Below are 18,232 nucleotides of genomic sequence, written 5' to 3'. Positions count from 1 at the left end.
GGCCGGTTGGGGCCATGCCGTGACCCATCTGGCGTCGGCTTCCCGAGGCCGCCGGCTCAGCCGTTGAAGTGCGGGAGGTAGACCACCGACAGGCGCAACTGCGGATTCTGTCCGGCGAACGTGCTCAGATAGTTCGCGACCGCCTGGTTGGACACCACCACCCGCACCCCGGTCGGCAGCATTTCGAGGTACTGTTCCAGCCGCGACAGATACAACTTGTCCTTGGCCGGCATCTGTCCCTTCGAGTCGAGTTTGACCGAGGCCAGATTGTCGATGCCGTGGCCGCCCAACCAGTCGACGTCCATCTCGCCCAGGTCACCGTTGAGCATGGCAAGGAACATGGTCAGATGTCGGTTGTCGTGGGCGGTGTCGGAGAAGATGGTGACGGTCGGGACGCCGTCGCCGACCGGCAGGGCCTTGGCGTACTGGGTGGTCGGCTTCGCCCAACCGGAGATCACCAGGCTGTTCGACCAGACCGCTGACGTGCTCAGGCCCGAGGGCACGGTCTGGCCCCACTGCCAGTCGGCCGGGACCAGCGGCACCGCGCGGGTGAAGATCAGCGCCGCGACCAGGGCGGCGGCGGCGGCGGGAAGCTCGGTCAGCCGCCGCGAGCCCAGCCGCCGCTGCTTGGTCTGCTGCCCGGGCTTCAGGAACAGCCCGACCGCCCCGAAGCCGCACAGAGTGATCACCCAGGCTGCCTCCACCATCTTGGAGCTGTAGTACCCCGGCTGGCCGATGTGCGAGCGCCCGTACCACTCGGTGTAGACGGCGACGAGGCAGGACAGGCCGACGAACCCGGTGAGCACCCACCACGCCGGCGAGCGTCGGCCGGCCCTGGTCGCCAGACCGGACATCGCGAGCAGTGCGAAGCCGACCGATGCCGCCCGGGAGAAGCCCCAGTAGGAGCCGCCCTGCAGGAACAGCGGGCCGGCGCTGACCGTCGAGTGATGTGCCGACTCCCAGTACGGAATGTAAGCGATGGGCACGGCGACAACGGCGACCACCAGGGCGAAGACCCAGTGCCGCAGCACCCGCCGCCGGTGCACCGCGACCGCCACCACGATCCCGATGACCAAGAACGCGGGATACAGGCTGTAGGTGAAGCTGAGCGAGACCACTAGCGAGCCGATGAGCAGCATCTGCTCGCGGACCCGCCGTGGCGGCCGGACCAGGATGGCGGTGGCCAGCGCGAGCAGGCCGAGCGAGAGCACCTCGCTGTCGAAGCCCTGCCAGTACAGCGTGGTCAGGTCGCCGTAGACGGCCAGACCCCCGACGGTTCCGCAGATCAGCACCCGGCGCCAGCCGGTCATCGCCGGTCCCGCGATCCACCGGGCCGCCCAGACGATGGCCATGCAGGTGAAGGCCATCCCGATGATCTCGTACTGGTGATAGCGGCCGAAGGCGTTGTAGGAGGAGTCCGGGCTCGTCGTGGAGCGTCGGAACACGTCGATCAGGGCGTAAAGGAAGTGCGAGCCGGACGGGTATGAGTACTGATTTCCGCTGATCGTGAACTTGGCGGCCGCCCCGCCGTGCAGGAATGTGAACCCGCCGACGTGCCGGATGGCGTCGAACAGCGAGAAGTGGTTGAACGGGTCCTCCCGCGAGGAGGTGAACGGTATCGCCTGGATGAAGTTCTTGCCGGCGTACGGATCGTCCAACACCCGGTAGGACAGCACCGGCGCGGCCAACACCAGGAGGTCACTGGCCAGCACCCGGCGCGGCAGTCGCGGCCGGCGGTCCAGGACGGCGCCGACCGCCACCGTTCCGGTCAGTAACGTGCCCGTGACCGGCACCGGATTCAGCCCCCACGGCCAGACCGAGAACAGCAGCCCGGCCGCGATCAGCACCCCGGCCAGCAGCGCGACGGCGAACATCAGACGGTCCAGCAGCGTGTGGCCGGCGGTCATCAGGGAGGCGACGGCCAGCAGGATCACCGGCAGGAGCACGATGTCGGCGTGCAGCAGATGCGTCAGCACCGGCAGGAGCCACGCCGCGGCCACCAGCGCGGCGATCCATACGGCTCGCGGGGCCTGGATCACCGGGCGCGGTATCCCCCGTCTGCGGAGCGGGGGCTGCTCGTCGACAGGATCCGGCTGTGGCTGGGCGACCGTCGTCGGCAAGGTCGTGTCCATCGGGAAGCCTCGTTCTCAGGAAGACGGCGAGCGTTCGCCGGGAAGGTCGGGCAGGAACAGCGCCGCGAGCTTGAGCGAAGGATACGGACCGGCGAACGTGTGCGGGCGGCCGGCCACTACCGGGTCCTGCGTGATGACGCGGAGTGGAATCCGCGAGAAGCCGATCAGGTCGAAGTGCGTGTCCAGCCGATGTCGAGTAGCCGGGCACAGCGGCGCGCGCGGGTCCGGCGGGGCTTTGACATCTGCAGGCCCGTCGAACCTGGCCGGCTCGCGCCGGGGTGGTCGCGAGCCGGCCGTCGGCCGGGTGGGCACGTCTGTCGGGGTGCTCATCGTCGGACCGCGGTCGCCTCTCGGGCGCCCAAGCCGGTCTGACCGGCCGGACCGGCTTGGGCGTGGGCCATCGGCGACACCGCGCCGGCGGCCGAGCTGTCACCGCTCACCGCCATGCCGCCGAGAGGAACGTCGAGTACCCGAACCGGCCGAGGCTGCCCTGCATCCCATAACTCTGGAAGTAAAGCTGCCGGCTGTCGGTGCCGTGGCTGGTCACCGTGAAGTGGACTTCGCCCTGGCTGTCTGTGAACCCGCACGAAGCCTGGTCGCCGGTCGGCGAGGCGGTCACCGAGGCGGTGTCGTAGTCGGTGCTGGCGTTGGTGAACTTGGTCTGGCCCAGGCACACCCGGATGCCCGTACGGTGCAACTCGGTGCCGAACTGTGATTGCACGCGCGCGTTCAGCACGATCGAACTTCCCGGCGGCAGCAGCGGCAGCGCCGGCGAGTCGGCGACCAGGACCGTGGTGTAGGGCTGCGGGTTGACCGATCCGGAGTAGCTGACAGTGGCGGGGGAGTCGGTGACCGCCTGGATTTTCAGCGCGTCGGTGATCAGCGGCATGGCGTCCGTACTCGGCGCGGTGACGACGTACTGGGCCCAGGAGTGCGCCTTGATGACCTTCGGCCCGGAAACCACGTTCCAGCTGGCACTCACCATGCCGTTGCCGTGAACCGCCATGAAATGCGGGGTGAGCGTGTGGTCTGAGTGGTTGGTCGCGGTGACGGTGACCGTCTGCACGGTGTTCAGCTGGGCCGAGGTCAGGTAGCTGTCGACCTTGAGGGTCATGGGGGCCGGCGAGGCGACCGCCACGCCGAACACCGCGACGGCCGGCACGAATGCCGCGACCGTGATAGCCGCATAGCGGCTGAGCCATGGGACGCGCGGGGTGAGCAGCGCGCGCTCGGTGACCGCCGGTTCGTCCTCCTCGGCCTTCTCACCGACCGGCGCCAGGTCGTTGGTCAGCAGGCCCACGACCCAGGCTGCGGCGTAGGCGATGAAGTACGTCCAGTACGAGCGCGTCGGGAACAGCAATCCGATCATGGGCAGTGCGAAGCAGGCCGAGCCCAGCCGGTCGAAGTGTCGCCAGTACGCGACCAGCAGGCCGATCATCACCAGGGCACCGGCGTAGGTGTACAGGCTCAGGTTGCCCGAGCCGGTGGACATCGACTGCACCAGGTTGATCAGGCCCTCGCCTTCGGGCACCGCGTGCTGGGTGAGCGGGGCCAGCGCGCCGCGCAGCCAGCCTCCCGGACTCCAGACGATGAAGGGCACGTTGATGACCAGGAAGGTAGCGGCGGACACGGCTATGTACTTCGCGGTGACGATCGCCGCCCCGCGCCGGCCGAGTTCGCCACGCCGGACCAGGAAGATCCCGAGGAACAGGAACGGGATCGGGAACCAGGCGACCTGTGTGGTGGAGATTGCGGCGCCGACCGCGACGGCCTTGGCCACGTCCAGCTTCGACAGCCGGCCGCCGGCCCCGGTCTGCTTCCAGCGGTAGGCGGCGAAGGCCAGGAACGGCACCACTAGAGCGAACAACAGACCGCCGACCGCACCCTGTGCCAGCACCGGTATCCCAGCGACCACGAGCGCGGCCAGCGAGCGCAGACCGCGCGGCAGCAGCACGTACATCACCACGATGGTGGCGACTAGGAACAGCGTGCACAGCAGGCCGACGGTGTGGAACGTGCCGACCATCATGGTCAGGACCGTGGTCAGCAAGGTGGGCAGCGCCGGGTAGTCCAGGTGGTGCGTGATGCTGCCGTCCAGGAGCTTGGTCGGGAACGGCGACGGGTACTGTGCGTACGCGGGCGTCAGGTCCGCGGTGTACGGATTGTGGCCGTGTCGCAACAGATCCGCCGAGTACTGGACGAAGATCTCCTCGTCGCTGCGGTAGCCGTTGAAACTGAGGATCATCGAGAGCATCCACAGCGATATGCCGACCACGGCCAGCACCGCCAGTAGCAGTTCGGCGCGTCCGAACCAGCGCATCGTCTGTGTGGTGAAGCCCATGACGGCCACGGCCACCAGCGCGCACATCGAGACGAAGAGCAGGATGCCCACGCCGGGCCAGCGGACGGTCGGCCCGAAGACCCCCATCAGCGTGGAGAACATGGAGAACGCGGTGATGACCAGCAGGACACGGTGGACGATGTTGGGTCGCGCCCCCGGGTCGGCGGCGGTGTCCCGTAATTGCTGGTGTACGCCGTCCACGGTGGTTCGCGCCAAGGCAGGCGGGCGTTCGACCTCAACGCTCATGCGGGACTCTCCAGGAGAAAAGGGACCACTGGTGTGGCAGACGCGTGGCGCGAGCATCCCATGGTCAGGCGACCGATACATCGTACAGACGGCGTGCTCCGCTTCGTATGATCGTGCGAGGCTGGAGCGGGCAGTCGTCTGTCGTCTACTGAGACTCCCGCACGGGGGTAAACGGTTGTAGTTTTCGGATGTTTTTCTCCGGAGCCTCCTGGGGGGAAGGTCCGGATCTGAGGCTGCGGACCGCGATACGACTGATCACGCACGGTCGCGGCCCCTGGGGGCCGGTGACAAATCCGCCCCGACCGGGGTACCGTTCACACCCACGGCCCGGGCGAAACCGCCCCGGGCACCTTTCCAACTCGGATCGTCCGGCACGTTCCTGCCGGTTGAAAGGGAGTGCACCATGGCTGGTGTCGTTTACCAGGACTCGTCCTGCGTCTACCCGGGCGCTGACCGCCCCGCGGTCGACAAGCTGAACCTGGAGATCGCCGACGGCGAGTTCCTGGTCCTCGTCGGCCCTTCTGGTTGCGGTAAGTCCACGTCGCTGCGCATGCTCGCCGGTCTGGAGGAAGTGTCCTCCGGCGGCATCTTCATCGGCGACCGGGACGTCACGCACCTTCCGCCGAAGGACCGGGACATCGCGATGGTGTTCCAGAACTACGCGCTGTACCCCCACATGACCGTGGCCGAGAACATGGGCTTCGCGTTGAAGATCGCGAAGATCGACAAGGCCACCATCACCAAGCGGGTCGAGGAAGCGGCGAAGCTGCTGGAGCTCACCGAGTACCTGGGCCGCAAGCCCAAGGCGCTGTCCGGTGGCCAGCGTCAGCGCGTCGCGATGGGCCGGGCGATCGTCCGGGAGCCCAAGGTCTTCCTCATGGACGAGCCGCTGTCGAACCTGGACGCGAAGCTGCGTGTGCAGACCCGCACCCAGATCGCCTCGCTCCAGCGCCGGCTGGGCATCACCACCGTCTACGTCACCCACGACCAGGTCGAGGCCATGACCATGGGCGACCGGGTGGCGGTGCTGAAGGACGGTCTGCTCCAGCAGTGCGACACCCCGCGCGCGATGTACGAGAAGCCGGCGAACGTGTTCGTCGCGGGCTTCATCGGCTCCCCGGCGATGAACCTCATCGAGGTGCCGATCGTCGAGGAGGGCGTGAAGTTCGACGGCCTGACCATCCCGGTCTCCCGCGACGCGCTCGGTGTGGCCAGTGCGGGCGGTGCCGCGACGCTGACCGTGGGCGTGCGGCCGGAGTCGTTCGACCTGGTCGGCGACCCGGACGGGGCGATCGCGGCGAGCGTGCACCTGGTGGAGGAGCTCGGCGCGGACGCGTTCGCGTACTGCGCGGCGCACGTCGGCGACGGCGACGTGGACCTGATCGTCCGCGTGGACGCCCGCGCGGTGCCGATGAAGGGTGACACGCTCTACGTGAAGCCGCGCGCCAGCGAGACCCACCTGTTCTCGGCGAGTTCGGGCGAACGTATCGAAGTCTAAACATTACGATTTCCGGGGCCCTGCCTCGGGGAGCGCGCTGCGCGGATACCATGCCTTGGAACCGAGGCGAGGTATCCGCGCATCAGTTTTAACGGGGGCGTTTTATCGGGGGCAGGAGGCGGGCCTGTACCCCGTCACGCCAGCAGAGCGGAGTGGACTGGATGAGTGCGGACACCGTTGTCAACGCGGCCGAGACCACGGCGCCGCGCGAGCAACGCAGCCCGCGCAAGTCGTTCGAACAATTGGTCGCCGAGCTGATGCAGCGCGACTTCCTCGGCGTACGGGTCGGCGTACTGCTGCTGATCCTGCCGGTCTTCATCTGCTCGATCGCCATGCAGATCACCAGCCGGCAGCTGTGGAACCACCCGCCGGACAGCCGGTACTACCTGCCGATGATGGCTCGGGACATGGGCCACTCCTGGCCCGACTCGATCCAGATGAACCAGAACATCTCCCCGGGCTGGCACTTGTCCGGCTGGTACTTCGCCAACAACGACCCGACCTGGCAGATGGTCCGGACCCGGCTGCTGTACCCGGTGCTGTCCATCCCGTTCGTCTGGATGTGGGGCCTTTCCGGCGGCTCGCTAGTGGTCCCGGTGCTCGGCGACATCCTGTTCTTCTGGGTCATCGCGCGGGTCCTGCAGCGGCTGTACGGCCCGGGCGTCGCGGCGATCGTGGTGATCCTGTTCACCCTCACCCAGCCGATCTTCGGGTTCAGCTGGGCCGGTACCGACACCCTGGCGATGGGGCTGGCCGCGGTGATCGTGGCCAACCTGCCGATCGAGCGCCGGATCGGCAAGGCGAACCTGGTCTGGCTGGGCGCGGCCTCGATCTTCATCGCGCTGACCCGCCAGGTCGGGGTGCTGGCGCCGGCGATGGCCGGGGCGGGCTGGCTGTGGCTGCTGATCCGGGAACGGAACTGGCGCAACCGCTGGCTGGGAGCGCTGATCGTCACCGCGGCCACCACCTTGGTGATCGAGGTGGTGTCGATGATGGTGACCACGGCCAGCGCTGCCAGCGTCATCAGCCACGGCGAGACCACCTATCCGGGCATCGCCCGGGAGTTCGTGCACTACCTGAAGCTCGTGACCCAGGAAGCCATGACCTACATGTGGCACAACGACCGGGTGCTGCTGGGCATCCTGGTCACCGCCGGGGTGGGCATGGTGGTCCGGTTCAAGTCCGACGCCGCGGCGGTCTTCTTCGGCGCCGCGGCCGCGACCTACGTCATCACCGCGGGCATCGGCTTCTCGCAGTACATGCGCTACGAGATGGTGATGTTCCCGGCCGCCGCGGTGGCGGCGGGGGCGATGGTGCAGCTGCTGTTGGGCGAACATCTGCCTTTCAAGGCGCGGGCTTTGGCGGGGGCGGCGGAATCGGCCGAGGCCGCCACTGTCGTTGCGGCGGCTGCGGATTCTGGCTCTGGGGATGACTCCGAGTCCGACTCCGGTTCTGCTTCCGCATCTGCTCCCGTTTCCGTGCCTTCGGTGCCGAAGCAGCGGTTCTCGCCCGCGGCCGCTCTGGGCCGCACGGCGCCCGGCCGCTACCTCGGCTTCGACCAGCCCCGTCCGGACCGCTGGAAGCCGCAGCTGGTCCTCAGCGTCGCGGTGCTCGCGGTGGTCCTGGGCGTCTCGCTGCCGGGCTCCTGGGGCTCGACACCCACCGCCCCGCCCTCGCCGTCGGTGGCCGCCGCCCAGGGCGGGTCCTACGCGTCCACGCCGCTGGCGAAGCCGGGCGCGGAGGTGACCCTGAAGGCCGCTTTTGATCAGGCCTCCGGTCTGACCAAGGACAGCGACCTGTTGCAGTACGCCTTCGACTGGGTCCACACTCTGCGCTACCGTCCGACGGCTGCGGACCAGCCGGGGTGGAGCACGCGGGACAAGGACGGCACGACGGTCATCCACATCAACTCCCTGGAGCTGGACCGCCCCGGGCAGGAGGCGTTCGGCCGAGCCCTCTCGCTGAACCGGACGGTCCGCTCGGACACCGTCAAGATCCTGTCCCGGCAGGTCAGCGAGTGGGGCGAGGACGTCACGTTCACGGTTCTGGACGAGACCGGCGCCGTGCACCAGGGCACCGCGACCACGCTGTACCCGATCTGGGACAAGAAGGATCCGGGCGTCGTGACCTCGCTGGTCTTCGACAACTGATCGGCTGACACCGGCCTCGGCGGCGAGGTCCCATCGCCCCGGTCCCCTCGGTCTGGTCCCAGTGCCCCCACCGGGCTCGGCACGCTTCGGCGCGCCGGGCCCGGTTTTTGGTATCGAAAGCATCTCGCTGGCAACGCGACAGGCCCTCTCACTCCTTCTCTCTATGACAGCGCGTTACAGGGACGCCCCGGCGAGGGGGCACACGGGAAACATGGGGCCGGCACATGATCGGACGCCGTCGGGTGATGGGCTATGGGATCGCGGGGGCGCTCGGCGCGATCGGGGTCGGCAGCGGGTTGGTGGCGCGGTCGGTGGCGCGGTCGGTCCCTCCGGATACTGGTCGGGTGGACGCCTCACCGACCCGGGTCTCCAAGCCCGCCCCCGCTCCGCCCTTCGACACCGCGCCGGCGCGCGGCGTCCTGGAGCGGCTGCTGGCCGGACGCGCCGGTCAGATCGAGCTGCTCGCCGTCCGCGCGGCTGACGACGTCGACCGCTACCGCATCCGCACCTCGGTTCTCGCCGCTGTCACGGTGGAAGGGACGAGCAATGCCGCACTCCTGGCTGGCGTCGGCTGGTACCTCAAATACGTAGCGGATGTCACTGTCTCCTTGCCAGGTGACTCGCTGGGGCAACTGCCGGCGGTGCTGCCCGCGCCGCGGGCGCCGATCTCCGGGGCCGCGGCGGTGAAGCACCGATTCGCCTTGAACGACACAGAGAACGGCTACGCCGGGGCCTATCGGAGTTGGGCTGAGTGGGAACGCACATTGGACGTGCTGGCGTTGCACGGCTTCACCGAAGTACTGATCCCGGCTGGGCAGGACGAGGTCTATCGACGGGTCTTCGCAGACTTCGGATACCGGCCCGACGAGCTCGACGCGTGGATCCCGGCGGCGTCCTATCAACCGTGGTGGCTGCTGGGGAACCTGCAAGGCTTCGACGCGCCGGAGGATCCCGCGGTGCGGCAGGCGGGCGTCACGGTGGTGCAGCAGGCCGTCGACCGCCTGCGCGAGCTCGGGCTGACGCCGGTGCTGCCCGGCTACCCCGGCGAGGTCCCTCCCGGTTTCGCGCAACGCAATGCCGGGGCGCGGGTCCTCGCACAGGGCGTCTGGAACGGCTATCAGCGTCCTGACTGGCTCGATCCCCGCGATCCGCACTTCGCCCAGATCGCCGAGTCCTTCTATCGGCACCAGGCCGATCTGTACGGCCACAGCACCGCCTACAAGATGGATCTCCTGCACGAGGGCGGCAACAGCGGCGGCGTGCCGATGGGGGACGCCGCGGTGGCGGTGATGACCGCCCTGCAGACCGCCCGGCCCGGCGCCACGTGGGTGATGCTGGGCTGGGACGGCAACCCGCGCCGGGACGTCCTGGACGCGCTGCGGAACTGCGCTCCGGCCGTCTGCGCGCGAAGCGAGGTCCTGATCGTCGACGGCTGCTCGGACAGGTTCGCCACCCTCGACCGCGAGGCCGACTGGGACGGCACGGCCTATGCCTTCGGCACCATCCCCAACTTCGGCGGCCGCTCGCTGCTCGGCGCCAACGCCGCGACGTGGAGCGACCGCTACCCCAAAGCCTTGGCCGCCAACGGAACCGCCCTGTCCGGCATCGCCTGGCTCCCCGAAGCCTCCAGCCACGACCCGGCCGCCTTCGAACTGTTCGCCGAACTCGCCTGGCGCCCCGACCCCCTGGACCTGTCGGACTGGTTCGCCCACTACGCCGCACGCCGCTACGGCACCGTCGACGCGGCCGCCACCCAGGCCTGGCAGACCTTCGCACAGACCGCGTACTCCCTCCCGCCGGGCACCTACAGCCAGGCCCAGGACAGCCTGTTCAGCGCCTGGCCAGACCTGTCGGCGACCTCGGCCGTGGCCGGCGGCCCGCAGATGCGCTACGACGGCACGAGCTTCCAGTCAGCCGTCGGCATGCTCCTGCAAGCCGACGCAGCACTGCACACCGTCGACGCCTACCGCTACGACATCGTCGACTTCACACGCCAGGCACTGGCCAACCACGCCCGCGTCCTGCTGCCGAAGATCAAGGCGGCATACACCGGCCACGATCTCCCTGGCTTCCAGACCCTCACCAAGCGCTGGCTGGACGCGATGGGGTTGATGGACACCCTGCTCGCGACCGACGAACGCTTCCTACTGGGCACCTGGCTGCGCTCCGGCGGCTACGACGCCCGCTCCCTGATCACCACGTGGGGCGGCCGCACCCCGGCCGCGTCCCTGCACGACTACGGCGGCCGGGAGCTGTCGGGGCTGGTCGCGGACGTCTACGCGCCACGCTGGCGTCGACACTTCGCGGCGCTGGAACCGGTGGTCGCCGGGACGGCGAAGACGTGGGCGCAGGCGGATTGGTTCGGTATGGATGATGCTTGGGCGCGGAGCGGGAAGGCCTATCCGGTGACGGCGGTGGGCGATCCGTTCGCGGTAGCCAGCGACGTCATGGCGTTCCTTGTAGCTGCTTGACCGTAGGCACTCGCTTCTGCGCAGTCGACAGGAACGCGGCGTCCCGCGGTCCCATTTTCTGGGGCCGCGGGACGCTCTGGTCTATGCCTGGTTCGAGGCGAGTGCTTCAGATGGGTCTACTACAGGTGCGCGGAGCGCGTGGCGCCGGAGGATATGGCGGTGGCAGCGGTGTTGTTGTCCAGCAGGGTCCAGTTGTTGTTGATGCCCGGCGTGTACTGGTAGATCTCGCCGTTGCTGTGCAGCTGGTACAAGGTTCCGTCATCGCCGACCTGGATGCTGGTCGCCAGGGGATTGGTATCGAGCGGCTGGGACCAGGTGCCGTTGTTGTACTCGTAAATGGTGCCGGTGGTGTCCAGCTCGTAGACGACGCCCGCCTGCGGCCCCGCGACGATGCGGGTGGCGGCGACGTTGTTGCCGACCTGCGTCCAGCCGGTCATCGGCGTTCCCGTGTACTGCCAGATCGAGCCGTCGTTGTGCAGCTCCCACACCGAGTTGGGCGCGTCTCCGGCGGCCATGCCGACCGTGCCGGTGTTGTTGTCCAGCTCGAGCCAGTGGTTCCCGGCGATGGTGGCCTCGTTGTACTGCCAGACCGTGCCCGTGCTGTCCAACTCGTACAGGCTGTTGTCATTGCCGGCGGCGATCGCCTTGGCCGCGACGTTGTTGCCGATCGGGGCCGAGGTCCACCCAGAAGCCTGCGTCCACTTCCAGATCGCCCCGGTGTTGTCGAGCTCGTAGAGCGCATTCTGGCTGGCAGCGATGTGGACGGCTGCGACGTTGTTGCCGATGGGCGCCGAGGACCACCCGGAGGAGTTGGTCCATTTCCAGATCGCGCCGGTGTTGTCGAGCTCGTAGAGATCGGCGCCGCCGTTACTGGTGGCGATCTCCTTCGACGCCGAGTTCGTCCCGATCTGCGACCAGTTGGTATTGGCCGCGCCACTGTGAATGAAGATCGTCCCGTCCTTGTGGAGCTGGGCGACGGACCCGGCGACATTGAACGTCACGGGAGCCGACGTGACAGACGGAGACGAGGCACCGTTCACCGAGGCGGTCGCGATCGCCGTCAAGGTGTGGCTGCCGACGGTGAGCGCCGTCGTGTCCAACGGCACGGGATAGGGCGCACCGGTGGCCGGCCCACCCACATTCGCGCCATCCACCTGGTACTGGACGCTGATGCCCGCGCCGGTCGTGCTGTCAGCGGCGTTGGCGGCCAATGCCACGGTCCCGGACACGTAGGCACCAGGGGCCGGGCTGGTGATGCCCACGCTCGGCGCGGCCGGGGCGTTGTTGACGTTGACAGTGCCGGGTCCGTAGGTGTGGTTGTTGCCGTCGGTTTCGTTGGCGGTGACCGAGATGCTGTACCTTCCGCTGGCCAGACCGGCGGTGTTCCACCCCTGGGCGTAGTTGGTGCTGCCGCTGCCGCCATTGATGGTGGTGGAGTATCCGCCGGGCCCGGTGATGGTGTAGCTGAGGGTGTTGATGTAGCCCTGCGAACTGGCCATAGCGGTGAGGTTGACGGTGCTGGAGACGTTTTGGCCGGTGGCGGCCGCGCCGTTGGCGTCGATGGTGACGTTGAAGTCGGACGGCGGAGTCTTGACGCCGTCTGCTGGGTCGTGGAGCCAGGCGACGCCGTTGACGTAGCCGTAGCCGGTGTTGCCTGGTTCCTCGGAGGCGACCATGCCGCCGCTGACGCTCATGGTTCCGAGGCCGTTCTCGGAGAAGTTCTGCTGGAGCAGCGTGATGCTGCCATTGCCGGAGGAGTTCACATTGTTGGCCAGTACCAGCGCGACGTGTCCGTCGGCCCCGTTCGTGGCCATGCTGATCACGTCGCCGGGTGCGGGTGAGACGTTGTTGGCCTGACCGTTGGTGACCTTGGTGAGTTTGCTGCCGCGGTAGTTCTCGACTATCTGCCCGCCGGATGCCTGGTAGCTGTTACTGATATATCCGGCTTCGTACATGTAGCGTCCGGCCAGTTCGGTGCACTCCCATTCGTTCCACGATATTGGGAAGCCGGACATGTCGCGCACGTCCTTGGCGTAGTCCGGGTAGGCCGGCGTCGGTCCACACGCGATGATGCCGCGAACGTTTGAACTGCCGAGCTGGTAGCTGGCGCTGTTTCCCGAGTCGCACGTCTTGCCGTTCCACCAACTGGGCTCGGACAGCGAGGACAGTGCGGACGACGACGAGGTGGCCGTTGTCGCGGGGGTGCGTGCTCGGGCGGCTGCGGCGTTGGTCTCCGCAAGCTTCTCGCTGGCCGGGGTGACGTGGCCGATGGAGGTGGCGGCGTCGAGGTGGGTGCCGGACACCCTGACCCCGCTGGCGAAGTCCGCTATCGGCTCACTGGCCCGCTTGAACGCCTGGATCACGTAGGCGCGGTTCCCGGCCTCGGTCACCCACTCGACGAGGTCGGCCCGCTCCGGGTGTACGCCGTCGATCGCGACCATCGGGGTGCTGGCGATGCCGACCACTGTGTGCCCGAACAGCGAAGCCACGGGTCCGGCGTGACTTGCGCCGCCTTGCGCGTCGCGTTGCCTGCGTAGCGACGCGGACCATGTGCCGATGTCGCCGGCTTTGTGCGGTCCGAGGTCCGGGAAGTCGAGAGGGTCGGCTGCTCCGACCGGCACGGCGGTGATCGTGACCTTGTACGTGGAGTAGCGGCGGTCGAATACCGCTTCCTGCATCGGAGATCCGGCTTCGGACGTCTGTGGAGAGACGTCGGGAAGGTTCGGTGCGCTCGCAGTGAGCGTCGTACCGTCCAGGGCGAAGCTGGCGAGCTCGGTCGCGCTCGCCGCTGTGGTCGCTGTGGCCGCGGTCGGCAGTGCCACCGAGATGATGGACGCGGCTGTCGCTCCCAGCGCGATCGTGAGCTGGGAACGTCGAAGACGTGGTCTGTTGGCCATGGGTCTCCCCCTGTGTCGAGCCGGTGTGGTCGGCTCCCGCTGATGACTTCGTGGTCCCAGGCCGCCTGTCTACAGGCGGACCGGGGGCCGCCCGTTTCGCTCAAATATTCACACGCGGTGTGGCGATCGATCTAGCCGAAAAACCGGGTCGGAACGGCTCCTGAGCGGTTGCCGCAGAGCGGGCTTGCCGCAGGGGTCAGCCCGTTTATTTAGTCCCTGCCGGCGCCGTCTGAGTTGATGCGACTGTGGCGTTCTACGGGTCCTTGTGCCGCAGTCGATTCCTGCGGGAGCGACGTACCGGGGGGGTGAATCCGGCCGCGTTGAGGTTCGGCGGCCCCGTTCGTCTTCCCAAACGCCGCCACGTCCCTCCTCACAGCCTTCTGACCTGCGCAGAATCCCCCTGACCAGCAGCGCAGATGACTATTGACGACCCATCAGATTCGGCATACGGTCCGTTCGGACCAGCGGACCGCGCGTTTGTACCGGCAAACGTGGGCCGGCGGACGCAGCCGAACGTGGAGGCGTGAGGATGAAGCTCGACCTGCTGTACGAGATCGACGTGCCCAAGCCCTGGGCCAAGCCGCACCCCTACGGCCAGCGGGAGGCCGAGCAGCGGGCGTACCGCGAGGCCGTGGAGCAGATCAAGCTCGGCGACAAGCTCGGGTTCCACACCACCTGGCACGTGGAGCACCACTTCCGGGAGGGGCGGTCGCACTCGCCGGCGCCCGAGGTCATCATCGGGGCGCTTTCGCAGTGCACGGAACAGATCCGGCTCGGGTTCGGTGTCACGTTGATGCCGCACGCGTTCACGCCGCCGATGCGGGTGGCCGAGAAGGTCGCCACCGCCGACATCCTGTCCGGGGGGCGGGTCGAGTGGGGGACCGGGCGGTCCACGCCGATGGAGCAGACCGCGTTCGGGGTGGACCGTGAGGCCTCGCGGGCGCAGTGGGAGGAGGCGATCCAGGCCGTCGTCGGGATGTGGGAGGAGGAGTACTTCGAGTTCCATGGCAAGTACCTCGACTTCCCGCGCCGGATGGTGACGCCCAAGCCGGTGCAGGATCCGCACCCGCCGTGCTGGATGGCCGCCACGTCGGAGGGTTCGTCGGCCGTGGCCGGGGAGAAGGGCCTGGGGCTGCTGTCGTTCTCGATCCTGCAGCCGATCCACAAGATGGCCGAGCACATCCGGCTGTACCGGGCCGCGGCCGCGGCGCCGAAGCCGATCACCCGGGTCACCACCAACCGCGTGGCCGCCTACACCCTCGTGCACTGCGAGGAGTCGATGGCCAAGTGCGAGGAGTCGGGGATCTGGGACTCGGTCTGGTGGTGGTACAAGAACATCGCCGAGTTCACCGCCGAGTGGGAGCTGCCGCACCTGTCACAGCAGGAGCGGGACAAGGTGTTCCCGTACCTGATGCAGCAGGCGGACGGGAACTTCGACCCGAAGTCGTTCAGCGACCACGACATGATCGTGGTCGGCGACCCGGAGCAGTGCTACGCCAAGATGCTCAAGTACGCGGAGCTCGGCGTGGACCAGCTGATCTGCTACGTGCAGTTCGGCTACCTGCCGCACGAGTCGGTCATGAAGACCATCGAGCTGCTGGGTAAGGAAGTGCTGCCGGCGCTGGCCAAGGAAGGCGTCGACGCCACCATCAAGCCGGCTCCGGCCTCCTGACCCGCGGGCGAGAGGGCTGATTCCCATGACCCGTACCGATGACAGCGCGGTCCCCGACTACCGCTCCCTGCTCAGCCTGGACGGCAAGAACTTCATCGTGCTCGGCGCCGGGCAGGGCATCGGACGGCAGGCCACGCACGCGCTGGCCGCGGTCGGCGCCAAGGTGTTCTGCGTCGATCTGGACGCCGGGCTGGCCGACGACATCGCCAAGGAGGTCGGCGGCGTCCCGTGGGCCGGCGACGCGATCGAGCAGGCCTCGGCCGAGCGCCTGTATCAGGACGCGGAGAGCGCGCTGGGCCGCATCGACGGCATCGTGGACATCATCGGTATGGCGAAGTACGCCGGGCTGCTGGACAGCGACCAGGACAGCTGGGAGTGGCACCACGGCATCGTGCTCCAGCACGCGGTCAACGCGATCCGCTTCGGCGCCCCGCGCATGATCGCCACCGGCGGCGGGGTGCTGACGGTCGTCGCCTCTGTTTCCGGGATGCAGTCCGCGCCCTCACACGGCGCGTACGGCGCCTACAAGGCGGCCCTGATGTCACTGGTGCGAACGGCCGCGGTCGAGCTGGGGCCCAAGGGGTTGCGGGCGAACGCCGTGGCCCCGGGCCTGGTCATGACGCCGCGGGTGGCCGGATACCTCAGCGAGGCGGAGAAGGAACGCGGCGCTCGCAACGCTCCGCTGCGCCGATCTGCGTTTCCGTCGGACATCGCGGAAGTCATCTTGTTCTTGTGCACAGGCTTGTCGTCGTATATCACTGGGCAAACGATCGTCGTTGACGGCGGAGTCTCGGCCAAGTTCGGATACTCCTTGCCCGGAGAGGATTGATACTCATCGATGACGGCTCACAACGGCGTGGGTGACAGCGCGCATACCGAAATGTCCAACGCCGACCGGAGCCAGCGCGGGGGCACCTCCCGGCACGCGTCCGTGGAGCCCTATCTGGCCGGTTGCGCCTGGCCGCCGGGCCAGGGCGCGGTTTATCCACGCGCCGACCCGCGCGACTTCTCCCGGCTGCCGATCGACACCTGGGGGACCGCCACGGTCCCGGTCGGGGTGCGGCTGGAGTTCTCCGGGGCGGCGCGGGCGGTGCAGATCGCCTACCGGACCAAGACCGCGGACCTCGGGTACCGCGGCGACGGGGCGGGCACGTTCTTCGCCGCCTACCAGGGCGAGAAGTTCATCTCCTACGCCGACGCGATGCTCGGCGACGGGATGGCCGTGCTGGACCTGGCCGGGGCCGACGAGTCACTGCCGGTCACGGTCTACCTGCCCGAGGGCATGAAGCCGGAGATCGTCTCCCTGCGCGCCACGCAAGGCGAACTGCTCCCGGCGCCCAAGCAGCAGCGCTGGATCTGTTACGGCGACTCGATCGCCGAGGGCTGGTCCGCCTCCGAACCCGCGCTGTCCTGGCCGGCCATCGCCGGCCGGGTGCACGGGCTGGACGTGGTCAACCTCGGCTACGCCGGCGCGGCCCGCGGTGAGATCGTCTCGGCCGAGCAGATCGCGGCGCTGGATCCGCCGGCGGTCATCTCCGTCAACCACGGCACGAACTGCTGGACCCGGATCCCGCACAGCGCCACCATGATGATGGCCGGGATGGACGCGTTCCTGCGGGTGGTGCGCGAGGGGCATCCGGGCGTGCCGATCGTGGTCTGCTCGCCGGTGTTGCGGCCGGACGCCGAACAGACCCGGAACAAGCTGGGCGCGACGCTGGAGGATCTGCGCGAGGCGATCGAGGACGTGGTCCTCAGCCGCCGCGAGCGCGGTGACCGCGACCTGTACCTGGTCCGCGGCGCCGGCGTGCTGCGCGCCGAACACCTCGCCGACGGCATCCACCCCGGCGACGAAGGACACCGGATCATGGCGCGGGCGTTCGGGGATCCCATCGCCGAGCGCGTGACGAGAGAGTAAGAGGACGGGAGACCATGGCGCGTCCGGCCCCGGCCGTGGACCGCACGGTGGCGGTGCTGAACCTGCTCGCCGCGCACCCCGACACGGCCTTCTCACTGTCGGAGATGTGCCGCCGGCTGGACATCAACAAGGCCACCGCCCACGCGATGCTGACAGCCCTGGCCGACTCCGGCTTCCTGCTGCGCAACCCCCGCGACAAGTCCTACACCCTGGGCCCGGCACTGATCGCCCTGGGCTCGGCCGCCGCCGCCCGCCGCCTGGAACTCGTGGAGTTCGCCCGCGCGCCGATGCAGTCCCTGGCCGCCGCCACCGGCTTGCAGTGCGTGGTGTCCTCGGCGATGGGGGAGGAGATCGTCTTCCTAGCGGTGGCAGGGGAGGTGGTCCCATTCGGCCCGCACGTCCGCGTCGGCCAACGGATACCCCTCGCCCCGCCGATCGGCACAGTGTTCATGGCCTGGTCACTGCCCGACGAGGTGGACACCTGGCTGCACCGCGCCGCAGGCAGCCCGCTGACGGAGCCGGAGCTGGAGCGCTTCCGCAACGGGGTACGCGCGGTGCGGCGGCGGGGGTACTCGGTGGGACTGGAACCCGACGTCCTCGGGGTGCGCCTCGGGCAGTCGCTGGACGACCACGAAGCAGTACCGCCGCTGCTCGCGGAACTGTCGCACACCTCGTACCTGATGGACGACTTCGGCGGCAGCACCCACCGCATCGGGCACCTGGCGGCGCCGGTCTTCGGGCCGGACGAGCGGGTGGCGATGGTGCTGACGCTGTACGGCTTCCAGAAGCAGCTCAGCGGCGTGGACATCGACGGGCTGGCCGCACGGCTGACCGGGACCACGCGGGAGATCACGTTCGCGGTGCGGGGGCGGCATCCGGACTTGCGGGTGAGTGGGTTGTTGGACTGAGG

The 18,232-nt window shown here is 68.5% G+C and carries 11 protein-coding genes; 7 read left to right on the top strand and 4 right to left on the bottom strand.

Annotated elements, in window-relative coordinates; genetic code table 11:
- Positions 1-56 precede the first annotated feature (56 nt).
- From IZR01_RS16420 to IZR01_RS16410, 3 genes are all read right to left on the bottom strand, one after another.
- Positions 57-2,132: a hypothetical protein gene (locus tag IZR01_RS16420; protein WP_194924355.1), complete on the bottom strand. Its 2,076-nt coding sequence runs from the start codon at positions 2,130-2,132 to the stop codon at positions 57-59.
- Positions 2,133-2,147: 15 nt separating this feature from the next.
- Positions 2,148-2,462, bottom strand: a complete 315-nt coding sequence (locus tag IZR01_RS16415) for a hypothetical protein (RefSeq protein ID WP_194924354.1) — start codon at positions 2,460-2,462, stop codon at positions 2,148-2,150.
- A gap of 106 nt (positions 2,463-2,568) precedes the next feature.
- Positions 2,569-4,719 (bottom strand): glycosyltransferase family protein, encoded by a 2,151-nt coding sequence (locus tag IZR01_RS16410; RefSeq protein WP_194924353.1) that lies wholly within the window; start codon positions 4,717-4,719, stop codon positions 2,569-2,571.
- 403 nt (positions 4,720-5,122) lie between these two features.
- Here IZR01_RS16410 and IZR01_RS16405 point away from each other — a divergent pair, with 403 nt between their 5' ends.
- The 3 genes from IZR01_RS16405 to IZR01_RS16395 all read left to right on the top strand — a co-directional run bounded on the left by IZR01_RS16405 (position 5,123) and on the right by IZR01_RS16395 (position 10,838).
- Complete coding sequence (locus IZR01_RS16405; protein WP_194924352.1) at positions 5,123-6,217, top strand: ABC transporter ATP-binding protein; 1,095 nt, start codon at positions 5,123-5,125, stop codon at positions 6,215-6,217.
- Positions 6,218-6,378: 161 nt separating this feature from the next.
- Entirely contained in the window at positions 6,379-8,367 is a 1,989-nt protein-coding gene (locus tag IZR01_RS16400) for a hypothetical protein (protein ID WP_194924351.1), read from the top strand.
- A gap of 224 nt (positions 8,368-8,591) precedes the next feature.
- Entirely contained in the window at positions 8,592-10,838 is a 2,247-nt protein-coding gene (locus IZR01_RS16395; protein WP_228553846.1) for an alpha-N-acetylglucosaminidase, read from the top strand.
- A 119-nt stretch (positions 10,839-10,957) separates the two neighbouring features.
- Here the strand turns inward: IZR01_RS16395 and IZR01_RS16390 are convergent, their stop codons facing one another.
- Positions 10,958-13,735, bottom strand: a complete 2,778-nt coding sequence (locus IZR01_RS16390; protein ID WP_194891648.1) for an Ig-like domain-containing protein — start codon at positions 13,733-13,735, stop codon at positions 10,958-10,960.
- A gap of 529 nt (positions 13,736-14,264) precedes the next feature.
- Between IZR01_RS16390 and IZR01_RS16385 the strand changes: the two genes are divergently transcribed.
- Genes IZR01_RS16385 through IZR01_RS16370 form a run of 4 tightly spaced genes read left to right on the top strand, consistent with a single transcriptional unit; the run spans position 14,265 to position 18,230 of the window.
- Positions 14,265-15,407: an LLM class flavin-dependent oxidoreductase gene (locus tag IZR01_RS16385; RefSeq protein ID WP_194891703.1), complete on the top strand. Its 1,143-nt coding sequence runs from the start codon at positions 14,265-14,267 to the stop codon at positions 15,405-15,407.
- A 25-nt stretch (positions 15,408-15,432) separates the two neighbouring features.
- Complete coding sequence (locus tag IZR01_RS16380; RefSeq protein WP_194891647.1) at positions 15,433-16,236, top strand: SDR family NAD(P)-dependent oxidoreductase; 804 nt, start codon at positions 15,433-15,435, stop codon at positions 16,234-16,236.
- Positions 16,237-16,245: 9 nt separating this feature from the next.
- Positions 16,246-17,322: a GDSL-type esterase/lipase family protein gene (locus IZR01_RS16375; protein WP_194891646.1), complete on the top strand. Its 1,077-nt coding sequence runs from the start codon at positions 16,246-16,248 to the stop codon at positions 17,320-17,322.
- 14 nt (positions 17,323-17,336) lie between these two features.
- On the top strand, positions 17,337-18,230 hold the full coding sequence (locus tag IZR01_RS16370) for an IclR family transcriptional regulator (protein ID WP_194891645.1): 894 nt from the start codon (positions 17,337-17,339) through the stop codon (positions 18,228-18,230).
- Positions 18,231-18,232 lie beyond the last annotated feature (2 nt).

Source organism: Catenulispora pinisilvae (assembly GCF_015356865.1).
In the GTDB taxonomy this organism is placed as follows: Bacteria; Actinomycetota; Actinomycetes; order Streptomycetales; family Catenulisporaceae; genus Catenulispora; species Catenulispora pinisilvae.
Note: the sequence above shows the minus strand (reverse complement) of the source record. Positions and strands in the feature narration are given on the sequence as shown.